Here is a 23,922-nt window from a genome sequence, read left to right as displayed (position 1 = left end):
CAGAAGCTGGGCAGTATCTTGATTTTTTTGAACATGAAATAGGAATGTTTAATATCGTCGGTCCGAAAGCCAGGGAAATTATCGGGCAGGACTGCAATGTAATACCTGCCTGTGCAGCCCGCCCTTATCCTCTGGTTGTAGACCGCGCAAAGGGTTCCGTAATCAGGGATGTTGATGGGAGAGAGTACATTGACCTGGTTGCAGGAATTGCTGTTATGAACGCAGGCTACTCCAACCCTGAAGTTAAAGCTGCAATCTCATCTCAACTTGAAAAAGTGACTCACTGCGCATATGGAGATTTTTTTGCTGAACCACCTGTGAAGCTTGCGAAGAAGTTAGAAGAGCTTTCAGGCTATTCAAAAGTGTTTTACTGCAATAGCGGGACTGAAGCCGTGGAGGCTGCAATCAAACTTGCCGTCTGGAAAACAAAACGGCAGGGCCTGATCTCCTTTTATAACTCCTTTCATGGTCGGACTCTTGGCTCTCTTTCTCTTACCTGCTCAAAAGCCAGGCAAAAGGAACATTTTCCTGCTATCCGCACAGCTCATTCTCACTATGCTTACTGTTACCGTTGTCCCTTTAAACTGGAGTATCCATCCTGCGGGATTGAGTGTGCAAAAGAGCTTGAAAACCTCATTTTCAGACGAGAACTGAGCCCGAAGGATACAGCTGCCGTTTTCGTAGAACCTGTACAGGGAGAAGGTGGGTATATTGTTCCTCCGCCTGAATTCCATAGGGAAATAAGGCAGATCTGTACCGATAACGATGTCCTCCTTGTAGCTGATGAAGTCCAGACAGGCTGCTTCAGAACAGGCCCTTTTCTTGCAATGGAAAATTTTGGGGTCAGAACTGAAATCTCGTGCCTTGCAAAAGCCCTTGGAGGAGGACTTCCAATGGGGGCAATGCTTGCAGACCGCAAGCTTATGGACTGGCCCCAGGGAGTCCATTCAAATACCTTTGGAGGAAATCTTCTTGCTTCAGCGGCGTCACTTGCATCCCTTAAGTTTCTGGAGAAGGAAAATATAAAGAATAGGGCAAAGGAGCTTGGTTTCAAGATGAAACAACTGCTTGGGGAGCTTCAGGAAAACTTTCCATTCATTGGGGACGTACGTGGCCTCGGTATGATGGTCGGAGTCGAGATTGTGAAACCCGATAAATCAATAGACCCTATACGAAGGGATAGAATTCTCAGGGAAGCTTTCAAAGAAGGAATTCTGCTTCTTCCCTGTGGAGATTCCGTAATTCGTTTCTCTCCACCACTGGTTATTACAGATGAAGAACTTGACTCTGGACTCGAGAAGTTCCAAAAGGCTCTGAATAAAGCAGGCACTTAAGCTTTAGAAAAAAGAACGAAACTAAGAGTTTCCGAACATGAGTAAAAAGCGAAATAATTTCTTAAATGAGTTTTCAGTCTTCAAGAATAAGTCAAATGTTAATTCAATATTCTTCTGTCTAAAAATCAGATAAAAATTGTAAAGTTTTTATGTAAAAATACCATATATAGTAATATGGAGTATAAGAAAAATGATATGTTTGAGAACGATAGTTTCGCTTTGATCATTTTCATTACTGCTATTGCAATAGCAGTAAGTCTCTTAGGGATAATTATCTGTATCAAGGTAACTCATCTCTAAAACTGGTAAAAAGCCTAAAACTGGTAAAAAGCCTAAAACTGGTAAAAAGCCTAAAACTGGTAAAAAGCCTAAAACTGGTAAAAAGCCTAAAACTGGTAATGAAGACTGTCTTTTTCATTAAATAATTAAACGGTCTTCCCAAATATAAAAATAAAAAAAGAGAAAATATATTTTTCCCTATCATTTCAGTTCTTTCTTTATTCCCTGTCTTTTTCAACTTCATTCAGCCTATCTTCAGTCTGCCTGAGCGTTAAAAGCCTGCTTGAAAGAGGAGCCATAGGAAGGTGGTCTGCGCTAAGGAAACAGACCCTTGACTCTGTCAGCATTCTTCCAGGCAGGTCAGGAAAGATCTCAAGCCCTTTTCCTACAGGTATTCTTGAGCTTTCGAGTACGGATTCCAAATGACCGGCAGATTTGATTCCGGTAAATGAGCTGGAAACAAGCCTTGGAAGAGTTTCCTGACTCAAGCGGAGGTGATCAGAAGAAGAAAGTCCAAGATCTCTGTCAGACGAAAGACGTTTATTGAAATCAGGCATAAGCCCCCTGAACTGGTCAAGGACTGGATTTGAAAAAGAAACCGATTCGTAAGTAGGAGTGAGATTTCCGGCAAGGGCCTTATTGCGGTCTGCACGGTCAGTTAAGTGAGAAGGTAAAGCTGAATTTTCGGGTTTACTGTCATTCATAGCAGTAAGGATTGTCACGATGGTATATCAATTATACGAGGGCTTTTTCATACGAGGGTTTTTCCTATTTTCTTCACTGTAATCAAAAATTCCGATGATTTTGAATAAGTGCCTTATTCTATATAAGCGCCTTATTCTATTACACCTATTTTGTTGTATTTCTCACTGTAGTGACCCTATAGAGTTTATCCTTTTGAATAGTCAGGACCTTGAACTTGACTCGCTTTTAATAAGCAAATCAACAATCTCGTTAAGTCCCATCTCTTCCGCAATATCCAGAGCAGTATTGCAATTTTCATCCTGAATATTAAAATCGGCACCATTTTTAATAAGCAAATCAACAATGTCCGTACGCCCTGCTTGCACCGACAACATCAAAGCGGTAAGCCCGTTTTCTTCTTGAATATTAAGATTGGCACCACTTTCAAGAAGCAGGTCTACAATGTCCCTGTACCCTCTATCTGCTGCATAAATCAAGGCTGTATTGCCGTTTTTGTCCTGAACGTCAAGATCGGCCCCTGCATTAACCAGTAACTCAGCAATACTTTTATGTCCGATCTTTGTTGCAGCAATCAAAGCAGTATTAAGGTTTTTGTCCTGAAGATTAACGTCTGCTCCAGCTTTAATTAGCAGTTCAAAAATATCCTTTTGTCCCCTATCTGCAGCAGAAATCAAAGCAGTTTCACCGTTCCTGTCCTGAATATCAGGATCGGCTCCACCTTCAAGAAGAAGATCAACAATGCTCCTGTATCCTACTTTTACCGCAAACTTCAAAGCAGTCTCGCAGTTTCCGTCCTGAATATTAAGGTCGGCACCGCTTTTAATTAGCAACTCAACAATATCCCCACGTTCGATTTTTACCGCAGAAACTAAAGCAGTGTCCCCGTTTTCATCTTGAATATTAAGATCAGCGTCGCCTTTAATAAGCACTTCTACAACGTCTCTGTATCCTTTATTGACCGCATAATTTAAAGCAGTTTTACCGTATGTGTCCTGCGAGTTAATGTCAACTTTATCACTATTCAGAAGTTTCTCTACGTTTTTTACCTGCCCTAACTTAGAAGCCTCGAAAAGGTTCTGATTTTTATCTTTACCAAATAAATTAGATATAAAGTCCATCAATATTTTCTCCTGAAATATCGAATGTTTTATGTTGACCGGATTCTAGATATCCTGGGATTTTCTATTCGCATGGAACCAAAAATACAATTATTATTTAGAGAAAATATAATTTTAACTCGAAGAAAATATAAGTTTTATCACTCAGCACCACGAATTATATTAATATATATTGACTCAGGTTATCAATTCTTCCTTTCAAAAGCTTTTTTAATATTTTCTCTGGCTGGCCTGTCAAACTCCTCAGAGGCATTTGTCATTTTTGTTGTTTTCGGTCTCGAGTCTAGTGTTATATGGATCTAGAATTATATTCTAAAATATTACGTAACTACCAGCAATAGAAAAGTGTGAGACAACGAAAAAAGAGTATAACTTTTCTGTTTTTTCTTTATGTTTTTTCTGTTTTTTCTGTTTTTTCTTTATGTTTTTTCTGTTTTTTCTGTTTTTTATGCTTTTTCTTTATGCTTTTTCTTTATGCTTTTTCTTTATGCTTTTTCTTTCCGTCTTTCCGGGATTGTAATATTTGGCAAAGCTTTTCCCTTTTCAAGTATAATCCTTTTTTGATACATCTGCCCTAAGGTGAGAAGCAGAACAAAAGATTATATGTGGCATGCAAGATTCTTCAGTTTTTTTCTCTAAAATGAGACTTTCAAATTCTATCCTGTCGCATGAGATGTCCGCGGCAAAGGCATTATTGTTAGTCACGGCAAAGAATTTGAACCTCTCTATTTTATATGAAAATGATAATATCCCAAACAGTTTCAAGTTTAGAAAGCTCTTGCGTTGAAAATTCAAATATTAAACAGGCTGAAGAGGCCCATTTATCAGGCGTATAATTTAATTGAAAGATTTATATATTAAAAAACTCAAGAAATACCAGTAATTCAAGGAATAGGGAAATTCATCGCAACACTTATACATGTCTTATGACATTTACTCGCAGGTTCAGATGATGAAAGCAGTACTAGGCTTAGAAGACGGAACAGTTATTAGGGGCACCGGTTTTGGTGCCGAAGGCACAGCTTGCGGCGAACTTGTTTTTACCACTCAATTCACGGGATATGAGGAGGCTCTAACAGATCCTTCTTACAAGGGTCAGATTTTAATGTTTACTTATCCCCTTATCGGAAACTACGGTGTCAGCGGGGAGCGCGTCCAGTCCGATAATATGCATGCGGAAGGGCTTGTTGTAAGGGAGGCCTGCAAAAAACCTTACCATTATAAGTCATCCCGTTCTATCCACAAATTCTTAGAGGATGAAGGAAAGCCAGGAATTGAAGGTGTGGACACTCGTATGCTCACTATCAGGGCAAGGGAGCGCGGAACCATGAGGGCTGCCCTTATCACAGGCAGCGACGACGGAGAAGAGGCTGTTGATGTAGCAAGGAACTCTCCACAGCTCACTGATGAAGAGCTGATCTCCCTTGTAACCTGTAAAGAGCCGTATTTCATTCCCGGAGCAGAAGGCGCCTGGAAAGGCGGCAGCAAACGCAAACATGCGGTTATAGTTGACCTTGGGATTAAGCGCAATATCATAAACAACCTTCACAAACGGGGAATTGACCTTACTCTGGTTCCTGCAACTGCAAAACCCTCGGAAATTGCAGGTTACGAACCTGATCTTCTTTTTATCTCAAACGGGCCAGGAGACCCGGAAAAAGCAACGGATGCAATCAATGCCGTAAAGGCTTTTGCAGGCACGATTCCAGTTTGCGGAATCTGTTTCGGGCACCAGATTATTTCCCTTGCTATGGGAGCAAAAACCTATAAGTTGAAATTCGGGCACAGGGGTGGAAACCAGCCAGTAAAGGACCTGATTGAAAACAAGATCTTCATAACCTCCCAGAACCATGGGTATGCAGTCGATGCTGACTCCCTTGACGGCACAGGGCTCTATGTAAAATACCTGAACGCAAATGACAGGACAGTAGAAGGGGTTTCCCACAAAGATCTGGATATTTTCAGTGTACAGTTCCATCCCGAAGCCCAGGCAGGGCCGATGGATACCGAGGAAACGTTCTTTGGCAAGGTTGTAAAGGTCCTCGGAGGTGAGGTTTAATGCCAAAACGCGAGGACATAAAGAAGGTTTTGCTTATAGGCTCAGGGCCAATAACTATAGGGCAGGCTGCGGAATTCGACTTTTCAGGCAGCCAGGCATGCAGGTCCTTAAAAGAAGAAGGGGTAAAGGTCGTTCTTGTAAACTCAAACCCTGCAACTATAATGACCGATCCTGAAATGGCTGATTCGGTCTATATCGAGCCTCTTGATGCCAAGATAATAGAAAAAATTATTGAAAAAGAGCGCCCTGACGGGATTATTGCAGGCATTGGGGGGCAGACAGGCCTTAATATTACCAGTGAACTTGCAGAAAATGGTGTGTTCGAAAAATACGGAGTCGAGATCCTGGGGACTCCTGTTGAAGCTATTAAAAACACTGAAGACAGGGAACTCTTCAAAGAGACGATGATCAGGATAGGGGAAAAAGTTCCCTTAAGCCGTGCAGTTAATTCTTTAAAAGAAGCTGAAGACGTTGTCGGAGAACTCGGGCTTCCTCTAATTGTCCGTCCGGCTTACACTCTCGGTGGTGCAGGAGGCGGAATTGCCCGCACAAAAGAAGAGCTGCTCGAAATCACTGAACGTGGGCTCAGGCGCAGTCGTATCAACCAGGTACTCATAGAAGAAAGTGTGCTTGGCTGGGCAGAGGTCGAATATGAGGTCATGAGAGATGCAAACGATACCTGTATCGTGATCTGTAACATGGAAAATATCGACCCTATGGGCGTGCACACCGGAGAATCGGCAGTTGTTGCTCCTTCCCAGACCTTAAGCGATGCAGAGCACCAGATGCTCAGGAGTGCCTCAATCAAGATTATCCGCGCCCTGAAGATCGAAGGTGGGTGCAATATTCAGTACGCCTTGAAAGAAGGCGATTATCGCATTGTCGAGGTAAATCCAAGGGTTTCAAGGTCATCAGCCCTTGCATCAAAGGCTACGGGTTACCCGATTGCCCGTGTAACTGCAAAGATCGCAATTGGAATGGCACTTGATGAGATTATAAATAATGTTACCAAGAGCACTCCTGCCTCTTTTGAACCTGCTCTGGACTATGTAATTACCAAAATTCCCAGGTGGCCTTTTGACAAATTCACAACTGCAGACAAAACCCTGACCACAGCCATGAAAAGTACGGGAGAAGTCATGGCTATTGGCAGGACTGTTGAAGAATCTCTGCTAAAGGCTTTCAAGTCCCTGGATATCGATAGCCAGTTAGGAATAAAACAATGGGAAGAACCTGAAATTAAAACTCTCCTGAAGACTCCTACAAGCGAACGCCTTTTTGTGCTCTTCCATGCGCTTGAGAGGGGCATGTCGGTAAAGGAAATTGCCGAGCTTTCGAGCATCAATCCCTTCTTCATCTCAAAGATGAAAAAGATCGTTGAGATGGAAAAGCGAATCAGGGCAGAAGAACTTACCCCTGAACTCCTGCGTGAAGCAAAAAGGATGGGCTTCCCGGACACCCGCCTTGCCGAACTGACTGGAAAAACCAGCCAGGAGATAAGTGATCTCAGACATGCTGCCGGTCTTGTGGCCACTTTCAAGATGGTAGATACCTGTGCAGCCGAATTTGAAGCGGCTACTCCTTATTACTATTCTACTTACGAAGATGACTGCGAGACAAACTCCACAGATAAGAAGAAGATTCTTATTCTTGGAGCAGGCCCGATAAGGATTGGACAGGGAATCGAGTTTGACTACTGTACTGTGCATGCAGTTACTGCGCTTCGGGAAGAAGGCATAGAGACTCATATCATTAATAACAACCCCGAAACCGTATCTACGGACTTTGATACCTCAGACAAGCTCTTTTTTGAACCTCTTACCCTTGAGTATGTGATGAACGTAATCGAGCGCGAGAGGCCTGATGGAGTCCTTGTGCAGTTCGGAGGACAGACGTCAGTGAACCTTGCAATTCCCCTCAAGCAGGAATTGAAGCGCAGGACCGACCTTAATACCGTGATTCTGGGCACGGACCCTGACGACATGGACCTTGCCGAAGATAGGGAAAAGTTCTATCTCCTTATGCAGGAGCTTGGTGTTCCACAGCCTGAAGGCGGATATGCAACTTCCCATAAGGAAGCAATCGAGGTTGCAAAGAGAATCGGTTTCCCTGTACTTGTGCGTCCTTCCTACGTACTTGGCGGGCGGGCAATGGAAATCGTATACGATGAAATCGACCTTGAACGCTATATGAAAGAGGCAGTCAGGGTCTCTCACGAACACCCGATACTGATTGATGATTTCCTTGAGGCAGCCTCTGAAATCGATGTGGATGCGGTCTGCGACCAGAAAGACGTACTGATCGGTGCAATAATGGAACACATCGAGGAAGCAGGTGTTCACTCCGGAGACTCGGCCTGTGTAATTCCACCTCAATCTCTCTCGCCTGAGGTTCTTGACCAGGTAAGGGATTATACCCGCAAGATAGCTCTTGCCCTCAGGGTCAAGGGTTTGATTAACATACAGATGGCAGAAAAAGATGGGAAGGTCTATGTGCTTGAAGCAAACCCACGTTCAAGCAGGACAATTCCTTTTGTATCAAAAGCCGTTGGAATCCCGCTTGCAAAGATTGCAGCCAAGGTAATTGCAGGACACAGCTTAAAGAGCCTGGGCTACACGGACGAGCCAAAACCCAACCATGTCTCGATTAAGGAAGTCCTCCTACCTTTCGATAAATTGCCAGGTGCAGACCCTGTCCTCGGTCCTGAGATGAAAAGCACTGGCGAGGTCATGGGTGTTGACTACGACTTCGGGAGGGCATACTATAAGGCAGAGCTTGCAGCCGACAACGTCTTACCTCTTACAGGAAAAGTCTTCCTTTCCATAAGGAATGCAGACAAAACCGAACTTGTAGACGTTGCAAAGAAACTTCAGGCAGCAGGCCTCGAACTTATGGGCACGCAGGGCACTGTAAACTATCTTGCACAGCACGGGGTCTTCATGGATGTAGTGAAAAAGGTCCATGACGGAAGCCCGAATGTGATAGATATGATGCGCAGGGACGAAGTTGACCTTATAATCAATACCCCGACAAGCAAACAGTCTCGCAGGGACGGTTCAAGGATCAGGCGGGCAGCTGTTGATTTCAAGGTCCCGTACATTACCACATTGCAGGCAGCAATAGCCGCAGCTGCTGCCATAGAGACTATGAAGAAGGGAGAGGAACTTACGATCAAGTCCATCAACGAGTACCACAAAGAGATGGAAAAGTAAGTTGAAGTAACGAAAAAAGCTGTCAGCAGGTAACTCTTTAAGATTACCTGTTGAAGAGTAAGAGTACTGCTTAATAAAAAACGTCGGCCAACGGGAAATTTACGTGTAAATCACAGTCGGCAGGGTGGCTTTTACATCCTCCGACAAAACATGATTAGTTTTTGAATCTACCTGCTGCTGGCTGTCAAATACAGGAATTAAATGCCCTGCTACCAAAATTATTAAACTTATTAACCTTATTTACCCTACTGAATTTACTGATCCGTTAACATGCAAATCTGTAACATGTCACTTATTATTCCAAATCAATCTGTTAGGGAATCAATCTTATTAATTAATTAATTAATTAATCTTATTAACGAATCAGTCCACTTGATGAATCAATTTATTAACGAATCAGTTCACTTGATGAATCAGTTTATTAACGAATCAATCTATTTAACGAATCAATCTATTTAACGAATCAATCTATTTAACGAACCGTCTATTTAACAAACCAGTTTATTAACGAATGAATCCACAATGTATCAATTCATTAGCATGTCACTGGATTGACATGTCAATCATTTTGATTCTTATCACATCATATATCCATTAAGCAAGGGGTAGTAAAAAGCATGGCAAAGAAAGTTGCACTTGCATATTCAGGAGGGCTTGACACCTCAGTGTGCATTCCCATCCTCAAGGAAAAGTACGGATACGACGAAGTAGTTACAATTTCAGTCGATGTCGGCCAGCCTGAAGAGGAAATCAAGAGGGCAGACGCAAAAGCCAACAAGATCAGCAACAAGCATTACACGATCGATGCAAAGGAAGAATTCGTTAAAGATTACGTCTTCCCCCTGATCAAAGCCAACGGAAGCTACGAAGGCTATGTAATGGGAACCTCAATTGCCCGCCCGTTGATTGCGAAAAAAGTGGTTGAGGCTGCCAAAAAAGAAGGAGCAGTTGCCCTTGCCCACGGCTGCACAGGAAAAGGCAATGACCAGCTCCGTTTCGAAGCCGTTTTCCGCCAGACCGACCTCGATGTTATTGCCCCGATGCGTGAAATGAACCTGACCCGCGAATGGGAAATCGATTACGCAAAAGAGCATGGAATCCCGGTCGAAGTTACAAAGTCCAAGCCCTGGAGCGTTGACGAAAACATCTGGAGCCGCAGCATCGAAGGCGGCAGGCTTGAGGACCCTTCCTTTGTCCCGCCCGAAGAGATCTACGAGTGGACAACCTCGCCTGAAAAAGCTCCTGACCAGCCCAGGATTGTTGACATCGGCTTTGAAGCCGGAGTCCCTGTCTCCCTTGACGGCGAAAAGCTCGGCGGCTACGCCCTTGTGAAGAAAATGAATGAAATCGCAGGCGAAAACGGAGTCGGCAGGACCGACATGATTGAAGACCGTGTGCTTGGCTTAAAAGCCCGTGAGAACTACGAGCACCCGGCTGCAACCGTTCTCCTGGCAGCCCACGCCGACCTCGAGAAACTCGTCCTGACCCGCAGCGAACTCAAGTTCAAGAAGATCGTGGACGACCAGTGGTCCGAACTTGCCTATTACGGTCTTGTGGACGAGCCGCTTTATGCCGACCTGAACGCCTTTATCGACAAGTCCCAGGAAAGGGTTACAGGCACAGTGAAAGTGAAGCTCTACAAAGGCGCCCTCACGATCCTTGCCCGCAGCTCACCGAATGCGCTCTATTCCGAGGACCTGGTTTCTTTTGACAGCCAGACCATTGACCAGAAGGATGCAGAAGGGTTTGCGAAGTATCACGGGTTCCAGGCTAGGATGTACAGGAAGGTTATGGATAAGCAGTGAATTTGTAATTTTTATTTTTCTTTTCCTGCCTGTTTTTTCAGTAGGCAGGGAAATTATTCTCTTTTTTGACTTATTTCTGGCTACTTGTGGAGTTTCAATTATTTCCTATTTCGTAGTTCCAGAGTAATTAATGGATTTAGCTTTTTCAGAGTGCAGTAGTAGCTGTCTTAAACCGTTATTGTCACCGTGCGTAGCACGGGCCTTTCTTTTTAAACATAAATAAAAAATTACATATATCCTTGTTTCGTATGATATTGAGATTCAACAGATTATTTTGGAGATTAGAAAGTATGGACTTAAGTTTCATTCAAGATATTTCTTTAGGATTATTTGTCAATGGGCTTTCATACTTAATTGGATACTCAAGTGAAAAAATCAATGGATTCTTATTTGAAAAAGAAGAAGTTGTAAACTCAATAATTAAGGAGACTAGTTTTGAATCAATTCTTGAAGAAATAATAAGTGAAGAAGAAATTGGGAAAATAAAGAGAGATGATATTTACAGATTTCTAAAATCTCCTGAAGTTGAATCAATTGTAAGGCAAATATATGCAGTTAAGATGTATCCATTGGAAACTTGCATTATAGAAAAGAACGTGAGTTTTGAAGATATTAAAAAAGAATTCAATTTACTTTTCTCACAATACATTGGAACTAATGAGAAAAATGATTCTAAAATAGCCTCAAAAATTTTTACAGTATTAATAACGGGATGTGAAATAACACTCGATAAGGCTATAAATATGGGTGAACTGTCAGCTCACGAAGCTAAATCAAAATACAGATTCAAAATACTTACCGATCAACTAGATACTGTAAACAAAAACATAGAATTTCTTTCAGGAAGGCATCAACCAAGTACACGTGAGATACATAGGTTTATAGAAAAATACTGTGAGGTTATAAAGAAACGTTTTGAGATAATTAGGTCTGAAAGTTATACTAATATAAGACCCTTCATTGATGATATTTACGTATGTCCAAATTTCCTATTAAAAAAAGAAATGAGATCAGATTCCGAAAGTGATGAATCTTTAGATCTGACATCAAAATATTACAATTACCAAGGGTTAATTAATATAGATCAACTTCTACCTAATTTATATCGCGTAGTTCTTTTGGGCGATCCAGGAGCAGGAAAAAGCACTTTCGCACAGAAAATTAGTTATGATATTGTAACTAAAAGTTTAGAGAAAGTTTGTCCAGGGAATTGTGATGTACCTATCATTGTTACTCTTCGGGAGTATCAAATAGAAAATTCTCAGAATGGAGTTTCAATACTAGACTTTATAAAAAAAGAAGCTCACTCTTACTATCAACTTATAAATGTCCCAAATTGCACTTTTGAATATCTTCTTTTAAATGGTCATGCGTTGCTTATTTTTGATGGGCTTGATGAGCTTCTTGATACAAGGCATAGAGCAAGAATTATAGATGAAATTGAATCTTTTTGTACAATTTATCCTTCAGTCCCCGTTCTTGTAACATCTCGTAAAGTTGGATATGAGCAGGTTCCCCTTCGGGATGATATGTTCCAAAAAATTGAGTTAGCTCCTTTTGACAACAAACAGGTCGAAGAGTATGTAAATAAATGGTTTTCCTTGGATCCCGATTTAACGCTTACTGAAAAAGAGAAAAAGGTAGAATCATTCCTGAGAGAAAGCAGAATTGTCTCAGATATTCGTTCAAATTCTCTAATGTTATCATTAATGTGTAGCATTTACAGAGAAGAGAACTATATTCCAGCAAACAGACCTGAAGTTTATAAAAAATGTTCTGAAATGCTTTTTGAAAAATGGGATAAAACTCGAGGAATTTCACCTTCTATTTTAATATCTAGAACAAGAATCAAACCTCTCGTGTCATATTTAGCTTATACAATGTTTACGAATGAATCATTGCAAAAAGGCATGATCGAAGATAAATTGATAGATAAAACAAAAGAATATCTGTTAGACAAATTGTATGAAAATGAGTACGAAGCTGAAGAAGCTGCTAAGGACTTCATTAGTTTTTGTAGAGGTAGAGCTTGGATTCTTACTGACACTGGTACAACAAAAAGAGGAGAAAATATTTATCAATTTACTCACCGAACTTTTTTAGAGTATTTCACAGCAGATTGGATAGTTAGAAAATATGATGATAAATTATGTGAAGTTTTGTTGCCAAAGATTTGTAAGGGAGAATGGGATAACGTTGCACAATTAGCTTTTCAAGTAAGGTATGAAAAATCAGAAGATGGTGACAAATTATTTATAGATTTACTACAAGAGTTTGACAAAGTTGAGACCAGAGAGAAGTTTAATTTGGTTTCTTTTGCTTCAAGATGTTTAGGATTCATTGTTCCAAACCCCAAAATTACTAGAGAAATCATCACTGTTTGTTTTAACTTTTCAATTGATTTTGGAATTGAACTTCTCGAAGAAGAGAAAGCGATAGCAAATATAGATAAAAAGATTACTAAAGTAAAAGAAGTTATTAGTCCGATGGAGCTCATTTACAATATAGAAAATTCAATGATTGACAATAGAAAAGTCATTGGAGATACTATAGAAAATTTGCTAGTAAACAATATATGTGAAGGTACTAAAAATAAATCGATTTTGTCGCTCGAGATCTGCCTAAACCTTGAAAAAAACTTTTTCTTTTTTTCTAAAGATAATACATTCAGGAAAAACAATCCAGATTTCTGGGATAACTTAAAAAACAGAACATTAGAAAGGTGTTCTGATAGCACCAAAGAACTCATTAAGGAGGAATTAGGTTTTGGAATTGAATTTTATCGCATGAATAAAATATCCATAGAGGACATTGTGAATATTTATGGATTTAGATCTTTGTTTTATGATTATAAATTTACAATGTTGCCAAGAATGACATTTTCTGGAATTTTCTCTATGTCATTCGGCGAGTTGATTAGACACTCTTCCATTGATATTAAGGAGCTAGGGGAAATAGGAAGATTAGCATTATTACAACCTGTGCATTGCTTAGAATTAAATCATAGCTTTGCGATTAGGCGCATGAAATTTGAATTAAAAAGGTCAATGAGGCTAAAAGAAAGAAGAGTAATTGATAGACCATATAATATTCCTATGCGAATATATAAAAAATTTCCTAAAGATATCTCATTAAGACAAATATATGATTCATTATTTGGTACTTTTGTTATTTTAGCATATTTTTTTGAAATTTTAATGGAAAGTCATTCTAAAGAAGAAGATGCTGAACTTGAAAGTTATATCACAGGAGCTTTCAATATTTTTGGCTCACTAAAAGTAATTTACCTGACTCGATTAGGTAGGTGTACTTTAAAAGAATTAAATATCGAACTGAATACAATGGAGTTTACACATGAACAAAGAATATATATCGAAAAATGGGCAGCAAATGAGATTCATTTAGTAAAAAAATGTTCTCAAGAAATATTACTCCAATAAAATTACTATTAATATACTAACAATGATCAGATATACTTTTTAATAGGATTTAAATTTCACTTTCTACTAAAATAAATCCACTTAAACCTTTCATTTGTAAATAAAACTATGTCATTCAAGAAGAAATGAGTAGTGTGAAAGAAAGCAATCCTAAAAAAACTATAAAATATGGAGAATATTTCTATTTCGCAGTCAATAGGCATTTTTTCATCTATAATTCACTTGAAAAAACATCATTTGAATCAGAAAAACCTCCCCCAGAGGAAAAGAATCGCTTAATCTAAAGAAGCCCTGCAAAATGCCCCTTATAGAGCTGCAAAAATTAAGAGTTTTTCACTTTCACTTTTCATAACTTGTTTCTTAACAAAAGTACTCGGGGAAGATTGAGCAGTCCGCCGGCCGGAGAAATATATTAAAACTGAAATGAACGTGAAGAAGGGTTCACTTAAATCACAAAATCCCCAAAAAGGAAAAGATCACTTTTAGCAAAAAGGCCCTGCGAAGGACTCCTGCAAAATCTGAAAAAAATCACAGTTTTTTCAATTTTTCTTTTTCTGAATTACAATTATTTATGTAAAGTAACTATATATTTTTAAATAGTTTAACCGTGCGTGTCAAAAATTGCAATATCACACGATCCAGAACTACCTGGATTGACATGGACCTGATAAGTACCATTTTCTTTTACTGTAAACATCGGCTCATAAGGATAATAAACCTTATATGTATCCGTAGGATCCGTCTTAAAGCTTTCATCAAAAGGAACGTAAGAACCTTTGCTTATTGTAACATCGAGATGCAAAGGGCCACCAAGAAGTCCACCGTCAATTAAAAACTTATATTTAACATCAGTGGTCAGGTTGACCTCGAAAACAGATTCATCTGATACGGAAGCTCCAAAAACATATTCATCATCAAGACTTAAATAAAAACCGTAGCCAAAAACTAATATTGTTAAAATTATTAGAATTTTGGATTTCAGTTCTTCATCCAATACTCTGCCCCCTCACAGAAGATGGATTTATTGTGAATAGATAATTTTCCTTACTTATTTTTGAGTTATAGAATATCTTAAATCTTCCGTATATAAACTATTTAAGGTACAATTAGATATATTTATTTAAATTTAGCAGAAGTTAAAATTATCCTCAAGATATCTATATACTACTAAGAACTATCCTGAAACTAATTTTTATTTCATATCACAGCCCACGCCGACCTCGAAAAACTCGTCCTGACCCGCAGCGAACTCAAGTTCAAGAAGATCGTAGACGACCAGTGGTCCGAACTTGCCTATTACGGTCTTGTGGACGAGCCGCTTTATGCCGACCTGAACGCCTTTATCGACAAGTCCCAGGAAAGGGTTACAGGTACAGTGAAAGTGAAGCTCTACAAAGGCGCCCTCACGATCCTTGCCCGCAGCTCACCGAATGCGCTTTATTCCGAGGACCTGGTTTCGTTTGACAGCCAGACAATTGACCAGAAGGATGCAGAAGGGTTTGCGAAGTATCACGGGTTCCAGGCGAGGATGTACCAGAAGGTTATGAAGAAATAAAGTTGTGAGTTTTGTCTGTTCCTTTTAAGGAATGGACTTCTCTTTTTTAAGTTATATTCTCCAATCGTTTTTCTGTTTTGATTATTGTTTGCTTGGCAGTAAGTCTCTTGAATTTTCTTATAAGCAGATTACATTTTTAATATCTAATTTTATACCCCGAGCTCTCAACGCTCGACGAAGGAGAGCGGCCTTCTCAGAATCATTGTCCGAAAATCAAATTAAAAGCTGTAGAGCAGAATGAATAACACATCTTTAGAAAGTTATTTTAAATATTGGAGGTATAGAATTATTGGTGTAAGCTGGTGGTAAGTAAAGAAGATATAAAGCTTGAAAGCCGAGATGCTGACGATTTTTTCTCATACTATAATATATTGAATATAGTGGCCGATTTAACTTCTTTTAAAAAGTGGTTAAAAGATTACCACAGTCTAGTAAACTATAACGAATTATTAGATGGATACGTTTTCTTCTTAAATACTTGTTTTAGAGGTTTAATTGATACAATTATTCTTGAAAATTCCTTTGGTATAGAAGAAGATTATATTTTTTATAGAGCAAGATTTGTTGGAGTTAATATCGACGATATACCAAATACATGCGAAAAAACAATTTTCATAAAAAATATTTTAGAGAGATCAAAAAAAATTAGAAACTCAACTAACTGGGACGAAATAACTGCGTCCATTAAAGATATTGTGGACTTACTGAAATCATTCGAGAAAATTTATGAAAATCATATTGTTCCAGTCAATGGGCTTCCTAAGAACTATGCCTTAAATTCAGCAACAATTTTAAAAACTTGCATATTTTTAAACGATCTGCAGTATGGCGTTCCATTAGCATATAAAATAGCTCCAATTTTGAAATCAGATCTAACAGAGAAACAAGTTGATAGATCATATTTAGGGTACGTATACACATTGCAATATCTATGGTACGTTTTGCTTGGGGAACAGAAGTTTCTAGATTCTCCACTAAAAAACTTACACCTAGCACATGAAATTTATCCTTTAGAGGAAACTGATAAATTCTCAAGGTTCAGCCTTATGCCAAAAAAACGTAAAAAAGATTATTGGGCCTCCTTAGATGGGTTTTTTAGAATGATCAAGAGTGAAATAATTGAACATCTTGAAAATGAATTAAAAAAGAAATCAAATTTTAATAAGCTATTTGATGCCCTTTTAGTTTGCCAAAACTTTAATAAAAATTTGATTGAAAATTATTTTGTAACATACAAATTAAAAGATCCAGAATACCTTTCTAAAGAAGATAAAAAATCAGTATACAAAAAGCTTGACTATTATTTTATGTGGTATGAAGTCGATGTTTTAGATGGTAGTAAAGCTTCAATATTCAATGGAATTCCTGCATTTACATCAATTTTAATAGGTAATATCGAAAAGAAAAGACATCTAATCAATGAGGAAGAGATATTTGTTCTGAGATTTAAACATCGAGTAGGAGAAAAGTGTTATGATTACAGTTATGGAATTTTAATTGAAGCTTTTGGAAGCACCGGTATTTCAGATTATTCTGGATGGTTGATTTTTTTGGATTGTGCAACAGACTGCTCTGGTTTTGGAGGATCTTTACATTACGAGGCGGAAATATGTATAGAAAATTATTTAGATGAAGGGATGATAAAAATAAAAGAGATTACTGTGGATAAAAATGTTTTTATTGACTACTTATCAAACAAAAGTATTCCACGGTCTTTTGATGATGAAATATATCCAGAATTTACTTACACATACGAAGAAAACGTTTTTACTAAGGATGAAGTCAATGGGGAATTATCCACTATTGAGACATCCTATGAACCTAATAAATACGTTGTTCAATCTCTTAAAACTCAAGAAGATCGGTTCATGAGTGATACAAAAGGCAAATTTTTCGAATATTTATTTTTTAATTGGCTAGCAGAAAATAATATGAAAACTTGTGACGTAATTTCTTGTGATACTATACTGGAAAATGAGCAGATAGATATTTATTTAGAAGACCGAGAATTCATTCATTTATTCGAGTGTAAAGTAGCTATACATAATCCACAAAAAGTTATAAAACAAGTTAAGAACAAAATAAACGCTTTGAATAACTCTGAAAAAAAGATAGTTCCTTGGATCATAGTCTATTCTGGTGTTAGTGATGAGAGAATAAAAGAGATTAATAGGGAAGGAATAAAAGTTTGCGCTAATTTTAAAAGAAAAATTGAAAATTGGAGGAAGTTGAACAAAAATAGCAAAAAAATTATATTTAGCATCTTAGAATTTGAACTTGAATATTGATTTAAAGAAATCTTTGAATAAAAGACTCCCGTCTTTAATTCTGACTCGTTTCACATTTAGATTTACGGAACGAAAAGAATCCGCAAATCAAAATTAACGCGTAAATCTACTTTTGATCTAAAACAGCCCTCTCAAAAAAGGAATAACTTAATCTAAAAGACAGCTTATAAAGCACTCTTTCTTCTAAATATACAAAAATCAAGGATTTTTAAATTTCCTTTTCTTTACAACTATATCAGGATAGATTTAAGCAAATCGCAGGCAGGAAAATATATTTTGATAGAATTATCGACAAATTCCAAGTAAGGATAACAGGCTCAGTTAAAGTCAAACTTTACAAGGGCGCCCTCACAATTTTGACCTTTATCTCTCCAAACGCCCTGTATTCCTAAGACCTTGTTTCCTTTAACAGCCAGACCATTGACCAGAAGGATGCAGAAGGGTTTGCGAAGTATCACGGGTTCCAGGCGAGGATGTACAGGAAAGTGATGGATAAGCAGTGAATTTGAATTTTATTTCTTTTCCTGCCTGTTTTTTCAGTAGGCAGGACAATTATTCTCTTTTTTGACTTATTTCTGGCTATTTTTTAAGTTTTATTCTTTTTCTATTTTCATAGTTCCAGAGTAATTTAATAGATTTAGCTTTTCCAGAGTGCGATAATAGCTGTCTTAAGCCTTTATTGTCACCGTGCGTAGCACGGGCCTTTCCCAAGAGAATTTTGAAGAAGAGAGAAAATTGTTTTTTCATAATTTTCATATTGTATTAATTATAGTTTAGCACTATGAATGAACAATATCCAAATTTATCTTGGGCATTAATAGATAATCTTTATTTGAAAAATGTAATTTTTGAAGAATACATACATAATTCACGTTATCTTTTTTACCTTAATGACCTAATTTCAGAACTGATATCTTATAAATGCGAAGGAATTCAAGAAAAATTAAAAGATGTAAAAACTTTGAAAAAATTTAGTTCAATACTCTCTGAATTAGAGTTCGCGTTATTAATAGCAAAGAACAAAGAAATAAAGGAACTAAAACTACTACCTGATGATTACTTGCCAAGTAAATCACCTGACATACTGTTTCGAGATGAAGTTATTACTTCTTATGTAGAGGTGACGAGGGTCAACGAAAATCCACATATTACAGACATAATACTAAGTCGTCTTAGAGAAATTTTAAAATCTCACCCTTATCGGGTTGATGTGTCTCTAAATACAGAATTATCAATACCTAGGATGAAACGTATTGAAAGACATATTCAAAAAGATCTTGTTGAAAAGTCATTAGATATGTTTGAAGAAATATTCAAAGAGAAACTAACAAAGAATACATTTAAAACTCCATCAGATGTAATCGACACTGAGAGCCTCACATTTACAATAGAAAGAACTGATTCGGGAAAGGGATATCCAAGATTTATTTCCTCAGACTACATTGAGGTTCCTACTGATATACTGTGCGATTATATTAAGGCAAGATTACTCGATAAAGCGGCTAAAAGAAACTCGTTTGGTGACGAACATAGGAAAGCTCACTATATAATTGCTCTAGATTGTTGCGAGCCGTCAATTGATGAGATTGATATTAATAAATTATTATATGATCGCACTGAAGGGATATTTCTTTCAGAGACAGAAATGAAGAATGTAAGTGGCGTGCTTTTCCGAGGTAAATGGGATAAAATTACTTTTTATCCAAATCCATTTTGTGACGCTGAAATTAATGATCCAAAGTTTTAAAGTTTATATAAAACATCCCAAAAACTCTAATTTGTTTCTTGAATCTTGTATCAGAATAACCGATCAAACTCCTCATCATGAAAACAATTATAGAAATTGCCAATGAGTAGAAATGAAATAGCTTTTGGGATAAGTCCTATAATTCACCTGAAAAATGTCGCTTGAATCAGAAAATTCCTCACGAGGAAAAATAATCGATTAATCTAATAATCCTACAAAATCACCCTTATAAAACTGCAAAAATCATGTGTTTTTGGTTCTCTTTTCTTAACTTTATCTTCACAAACGTACTCGGGGAAGATTGAGTAGTCCGCCGGCCGGAAAAATATATTAAAACTGAAATGAGCGTGGAGAAGGGTTCACTTTAATCAGAAAAACCTCCCCAAAAGGGAAAGATCACTTTTTTCAAAAGGCCTTGAGAAAGACTCCCTCTGAATCTGTATAAATCGTGAGTTTTCAATTTTCTCTGGTTTTTTCATAAAAATTTGATGACGATTTAAGAGAACGGACGGCAGGAAAAATATATTTAAATTAAATCAATTCGAAAAAACTAAAAAAGTTTAATTTCTCAGATCACTACTATTAACAGTACTTATATATTAAATATATTGAGATTAATGGCCAGATATAGAAAAACTTCCACTCCTGGCCGATTTAAAGAATATATTTATTTCATAAACACTATCGCTTTTAGTAATGCATCACTTTGACTACTGCTTTTAATGTTACTTGAACGCAGATAATATATGCAACAGATTATTCGTGGTGGTTGTAGTTTGGAAAGCTATCAAAGATAACTCTGTTAGACATCTTTTAATCCTTTCTTTATTGGGATTCTTCTCTTTGAGCTCAGTTTCAAGAATTAAAGTCTTTTTGCCCAACTCATCCAGAGAACTTTTATGTTCTGATAACCTTGAGTTTAAGTCTTCTAACTGTCTCTTGATAGCTTCAAAATCATCTTCTATATCTTTTTTGTTTTCCTCTTCTATAACCTTAATGTTTTTTTGCATCTTCTGAGCTACTTTAGTTCCATCTCCAAAGGCAACTTGTGAATTTTCCATGTTTCCGCCAAACTGTATTATCCCTTTATTCATTTTTAAGCCTCCTTAGAAGCATTAAATACCTTTTGCGTAAATTGTTGCATCTTCTGAGCTACTTTAATTCCATCTCCAAAGGCAACTTGTGAATTTTCCATCTTCCCACCAAACTGCATTATTCCTTTGTTAATAAAGGAAACCATTTCGCTTCTAATAAAAGACGTGTCTATTCCTTTAGCATCTAATAAGTCTGCTACAGAGTCTATAATAGCATTCTCTATAGTATTTTGGATCAGTATGATATCTTGAGCACCAAAATAGTTCTTGTAATCAGAGCTTGAAATTGTCTCCCTGAATGTTTGCAAAAGTCCATAGTTGTGAGGTTCTCCTCTCATAACTTCTTCAATATCAAAATTATACTCTGTTTCTTTAGCTCTGAGTGCCAATATCTCAACTAATGGACGAACAGAAAAAATAAGCAAAACTAAAGCTGAAATAATAGTGGACAACGATCCAAGATATGGCAACTTGGAGAATAGAATATAAACTATTATCAGACCAGCAGCAATAAGTGTAGAGCTAATAAAGAAATTACTGCTCCTTGGAAGTTTATCTATATTATATATATTTTCGTCAATTGGAGTTAAAACGTAAAAAGAACACTCTGCGAATAACTCATTTTCTATTTTTGAAAAGCGGAGAAATGTAGAGAGTAATGTTGATCTGTTTTTGTCATGGTGACTTATATTCAAATATGTCCTATAGTCCTTGAAGATGCCTTCTTCACAAATCTCAAAAAACGATTCAATATTTTCAGGCTGAGCACTTTCCTTTGATTCGTTTACTAATTGGTCAGTAAGTGCTTGAAGTTTTTCATCGTATGCACACGGTTTTAACTTATCTTTTAGTAGAAAATTGACTTCATCTTCCTTATTCCCATCTGCAAATAAGATAAATTTATATGAAAGATTCGGAAGATTTTTTGCATTTATTCTTTTATACACTGCCTCGTACAATTCTCTTAAAGATAATTCACTAGTTTTATTTCCCTTTTCTTGGTTATTCTGTGATTCAACTAAAGAATCTAAACTTTTTTTTGGTTTAGATAAATCAGTTACAAAATTCCAATTTCGGGTTCTTTTTCCTGCACCTAAAAATGGGAAATAATCTCCAAATATTACAACATTCTGATCTTTTTGTTTACATTCCTCAGAGATTATATTGTTCTTTGTCATCCAATTACAAAAAGGTTTTAAGAGCCCTTTTATTATGTTTGACTCGTCTGAAGACTTATTTAAATTATACTTGCTATCATAACTTCCTTTTGAAAAGTGTTTTAATGCAATATCTCTGTCCCAAACTCTTTTTAGTGATAATAAGCAGATAGCAGGTATCGCGAAAATAATAGATCGTGTAGAACCGGAAATAAGTGCCAGAAATGAAAGTAAGATAGCTATTAAAGTATACTGTATATGGTGTGTGAAGGCTGCCTCTGCATGCTGCGTAATATTATCTATATCTAATTCGAACTCTGGACTTTTGCCTTTGCATGGTCTTCGTTTAATATTACTAAATATTTCATATGAACTAAGTAACCCTCCTTCATAGAGTTTTGCACATACAAGCCTGGTAGATCGGGGGTCTATTTTATTTTTATTTGTAGCCACAGTATTACCTCACTTGGCAATCGTTATTGGGATCAACTTTTAAAGATTAAAGTAATCAACATTAAAAAAATACAAACAATATATAATATCTTTTCGAAATTTAACGGGATATCATTATTAATAAAGCCTAAAAAAGATTTTTAAATCAGCTATTACTAATAATAAACACATAATTCCTTATTAAAACAATTTTTTATAAAAACGCTGACGTCACTCAATAGAAAAAAAGGATAACAATGAATGATCTTCCTGAAAAATTACTGACAAATAAAACAATCAGCTCTGCAAGGCACTCCTTATAAATCTGCAAAAGCTCTCAGGTTTTCAATTCTGCTTTTCTTAACATATTCGAGGGAGCTTTCAGCATTTCAGTAAACCGCCAGCCGGAAAAATATATTTTAACTGAGTTGAACGTGAAGAAGGGTCCACTTCAATCACAAAATCCCCACAAAGGGAAAGATCACTTTTAGCAAAAAGGCCCTGCGAAGGGCTCCTTCTAAACTCAGTTTAAATCTGCTAAAGTCACGGTTTTTCAATCTCACTTTAATTTTACAACCATGTTTGGGGAAGATTCCATCAGACCGCCGGCCGAAGAAATATATTAAAACTGAAATGAACGTGAAGAAGGGTCCACTTCAATCACAAAATCCCCAAAAAGGTAAAGATCAATTTTATCAAAAAGGCTCTGCGAAGGGCTCCTTCTAAACTCTTTGGAATCTTCAAAGTTCACGAGCTTTCGATTTAACTTTGATTTTACAAACGTTTTCGGTGAAGATTCCAGCAGTCCGCCAGCCAGAGAAATATATTTTAATTGAAATATACGTGATAAGAAGTTCACTTAAATTAGAAAGTTCTCCCCAAAAAGGAAAGATCACTTTTGTCAAAAAGGCCCTTCGAAGGGCTCCTTATAAATCTGGTTCTTTTAACTCTGAAAAACCTCTGTTTTTCACTCTCACTTTGATTTTACAACCTTGTTTGGGGAAGATTTCAGCAGTCCGCCAGCCGGAGAAATATATTAAAACTGAAATGAACGTGAAGAAGGGTCCACTTCAATCACGAAATCCCCAAAGAGAAAGATCACTTTTATCAAAAAGGCCCTACGTAGGACTCCTTATAAATTTTTTTAAATCTGGAAAACCTCTGTTTTTCACTTTCATTTTTCCTACTTCCTCACTTAATCGAAGATGCATGAAAAGGATATATATTTTCTTGTTGTATATCATAAATGGTTTAAAAAAATAAACATTAATGAAAAAAAATATGTAATTCCATAAATCAGCCAATGAGGTTGTTGAAATTTTGGTAATTAATTCAAGTAATAGTAGTTCTGAAAATGGAAACACCGGGGAAGAAACCTCAAAAGACCGGAAAGAATTTGCTCCAGTAAAAACAAAAAAAGATGAGACGAAATTAATGCGTCTTTATTCAGTAGAGAGTAGTATAGAATATGGAGAAAGAGGCCCTCAAGGAAACAGAACAAGATTCATACCTATGGGTGATTTAGTCCGCTGCCCATCATGTAATAGAATAGTAAAGCAGCGCGTAAAAGGCCAACGGTGCATCTTTGATAACACAGAACTTGTGCCGCTCGTGCCAAAAAAAGGCGAAAATCTTTGAAAATTTAATTGAGACAGATCAGCAAAGTATACGATAAATAAACTCAATGGAAAATTAAA

12 protein-coding genes and 3 pseudogenes are annotated in these 23,922 nt (G+C 37.2%); 10 read left to right on the top strand and 5 right to left on the bottom strand.

Features of this window, described 5'->3' with window-relative positions:
* Positions 1-44: 44 nt before the first annotated feature.
* Positions 45-1,334, top strand: a complete 1,290-nt coding sequence (locus MSBR3_RS06090) for an aminotransferase class III-fold pyridoxal phosphate-dependent enzyme (RefSeq protein WP_155396741.1) — start codon at positions 45-47, stop codon at positions 1,332-1,334.
* Positions 1,335-1,831: 497 nt separating this feature from the next.
* Here MSBR3_RS06090 and MSBR3_RS06080 read toward each other — a convergent pair whose 3' ends face one another.
* A complete protein-coding gene (locus MSBR3_RS06080) occupies positions 1,832-2,317 on the bottom strand; it encodes a hypothetical protein (RefSeq protein ID WP_230627868.1) in 486 nt (161 codons plus the stop codon).
* A gap of 201 nt (positions 2,318-2,518) precedes the next feature.
* Positions 2,519-3,469 (bottom strand): annotated as a pseudogene (locus tag MSBR3_RS06075) (ankyrin repeat domain-containing protein); the annotation flags it as partial.
* 919 nt (positions 3,470-4,388) lie between these two features.
* Between MSBR3_RS06075 and carA the strand changes: the two are divergent.
* From carA to MSBR3_RS06055, 4 genes are all read left to right on the top strand, one after another.
* Entirely contained in the window at positions 4,389-5,495 is a 1,107-nt protein-coding gene (gene carA / locus MSBR3_RS06070; RefSeq protein ID WP_048107139.1) for a glutamine-hydrolyzing carbamoyl-phosphate synthase small subunit, read from the top strand.
* Positions 5,495-8,707, top strand: a complete 3,213-nt coding sequence (gene carB, locus MSBR3_RS06065; RefSeq protein WP_048107138.1) for a carbamoyl-phosphate synthase large subunit — start codon at positions 5,495-5,497, stop codon at positions 8,705-8,707. Before carA ends, carB begins: the two co-directional genes overlap by 1 nt.
* Before the next feature lie 617 nt (positions 8,708-9,324).
* Positions 9,325-10,512 carry an argininosuccinate synthase gene (locus MSBR3_RS06060; protein WP_048107137.1) on the top strand — a complete coding sequence of 396 codons (1,188 nt, stop codon included), beginning with the start codon at positions 9,325-9,327 and terminating at the stop codon, positions 10,510-10,512.
* 290 nt (positions 10,513-10,802) lie between these two features.
* Positions 10,803-13,952, top strand: a complete 3,150-nt coding sequence (locus MSBR3_RS06055) for an NACHT domain-containing protein (RefSeq protein WP_048107136.1) — start codon at positions 10,803-10,805, stop codon at positions 13,950-13,952.
* Positions 13,953-14,553: 601 nt separating this feature from the next.
* Here MSBR3_RS06055 and MSBR3_RS06050 read toward each other — a convergent pair.
* Positions 14,554-14,946 carry a hypothetical protein gene (locus MSBR3_RS06050; protein WP_048107125.1) on the bottom strand — a complete coding sequence of 131 codons (393 nt, stop codon included), beginning with the start codon at positions 14,944-14,946 and terminating at the stop codon, positions 14,554-14,556.
* 207 nt (positions 14,947-15,153) lie between these two features.
* Between MSBR3_RS06050 and MSBR3_RS06045 the strand changes: the two are divergent.
* The 4 genes and pseudogenes from MSBR3_RS06045 to MSBR3_RS06035 all read left to right on the top strand — a co-directional run.
* Positions 15,154-15,507, top strand: a pseudogene (locus MSBR3_RS06045) (argininosuccinate synthase); the annotation flags it as partial.
* A 302-nt stretch (positions 15,508-15,809) separates the two neighbouring features.
* Positions 15,810-17,795: a hypothetical protein gene (locus tag MSBR3_RS06040; RefSeq protein WP_048107134.1), complete on the top strand. Its 1,986-nt coding sequence runs from the start codon at positions 15,810-15,812 to the stop codon at positions 17,793-17,795.
* Positions 17,796-18,076: 281 nt separating this feature from the next.
* Positions 18,077-18,298 (top strand): annotated as a pseudogene (locus MSBR3_RS20075) (argininosuccinate synthase); the annotation flags it as partial.
* A gap of 278 nt (positions 18,299-18,576) precedes the next feature.
* Entirely contained in the window at positions 18,577-19,542 is a 966-nt protein-coding gene (locus MSBR3_RS06035) for a hypothetical protein (protein WP_048107133.1), read from the top strand.
* Between the two features lie 725 nt (positions 19,543-20,267).
* Here MSBR3_RS06035 and MSBR3_RS06030 read toward each other — a convergent pair.
* Positions 20,268-20,636: a hypothetical protein gene (locus MSBR3_RS06030; RefSeq protein ID WP_048107132.1), complete on the bottom strand. Its 369-nt coding sequence runs from the start codon at positions 20,634-20,636 to the stop codon at positions 20,268-20,270.
* A gap of 2 nt (positions 20,637-20,638) precedes the next feature.
* The gene (locus MSBR3_RS06025) at positions 20,639-22,246 is read right to left on the bottom strand and encodes a hypothetical protein (protein WP_048107131.1); all 1,608 of its coding nucleotides are present in this window, start codon (positions 22,244-22,246) and stop codon (positions 20,639-20,641) included.
* A 1,299-nt stretch (positions 22,247-23,545) separates the two neighbouring features.
* Between MSBR3_RS06025 and MSBR3_RS06015 the strand changes: the two genes are divergently transcribed.
* Positions 23,546-23,863, top strand: a complete 318-nt coding sequence (locus MSBR3_RS06015) for a hypothetical protein (protein WP_048107129.1) — start codon at positions 23,546-23,548, stop codon at positions 23,861-23,863.
* Positions 23,864-23,922 lie beyond the last annotated feature (59 nt).

The sequence above is a fragment of the Methanosarcina barkeri 3 genome (genome assembly GCF_000970305.1).
Classification (GTDB): Archaea; Halobacteriota; Methanosarcinia; order Methanosarcinales; family Methanosarcinaceae; genus Methanosarcina; species Methanosarcina barkeri_A.
This window is presented reverse-complemented; position numbering and strand designations above follow the sequence as displayed.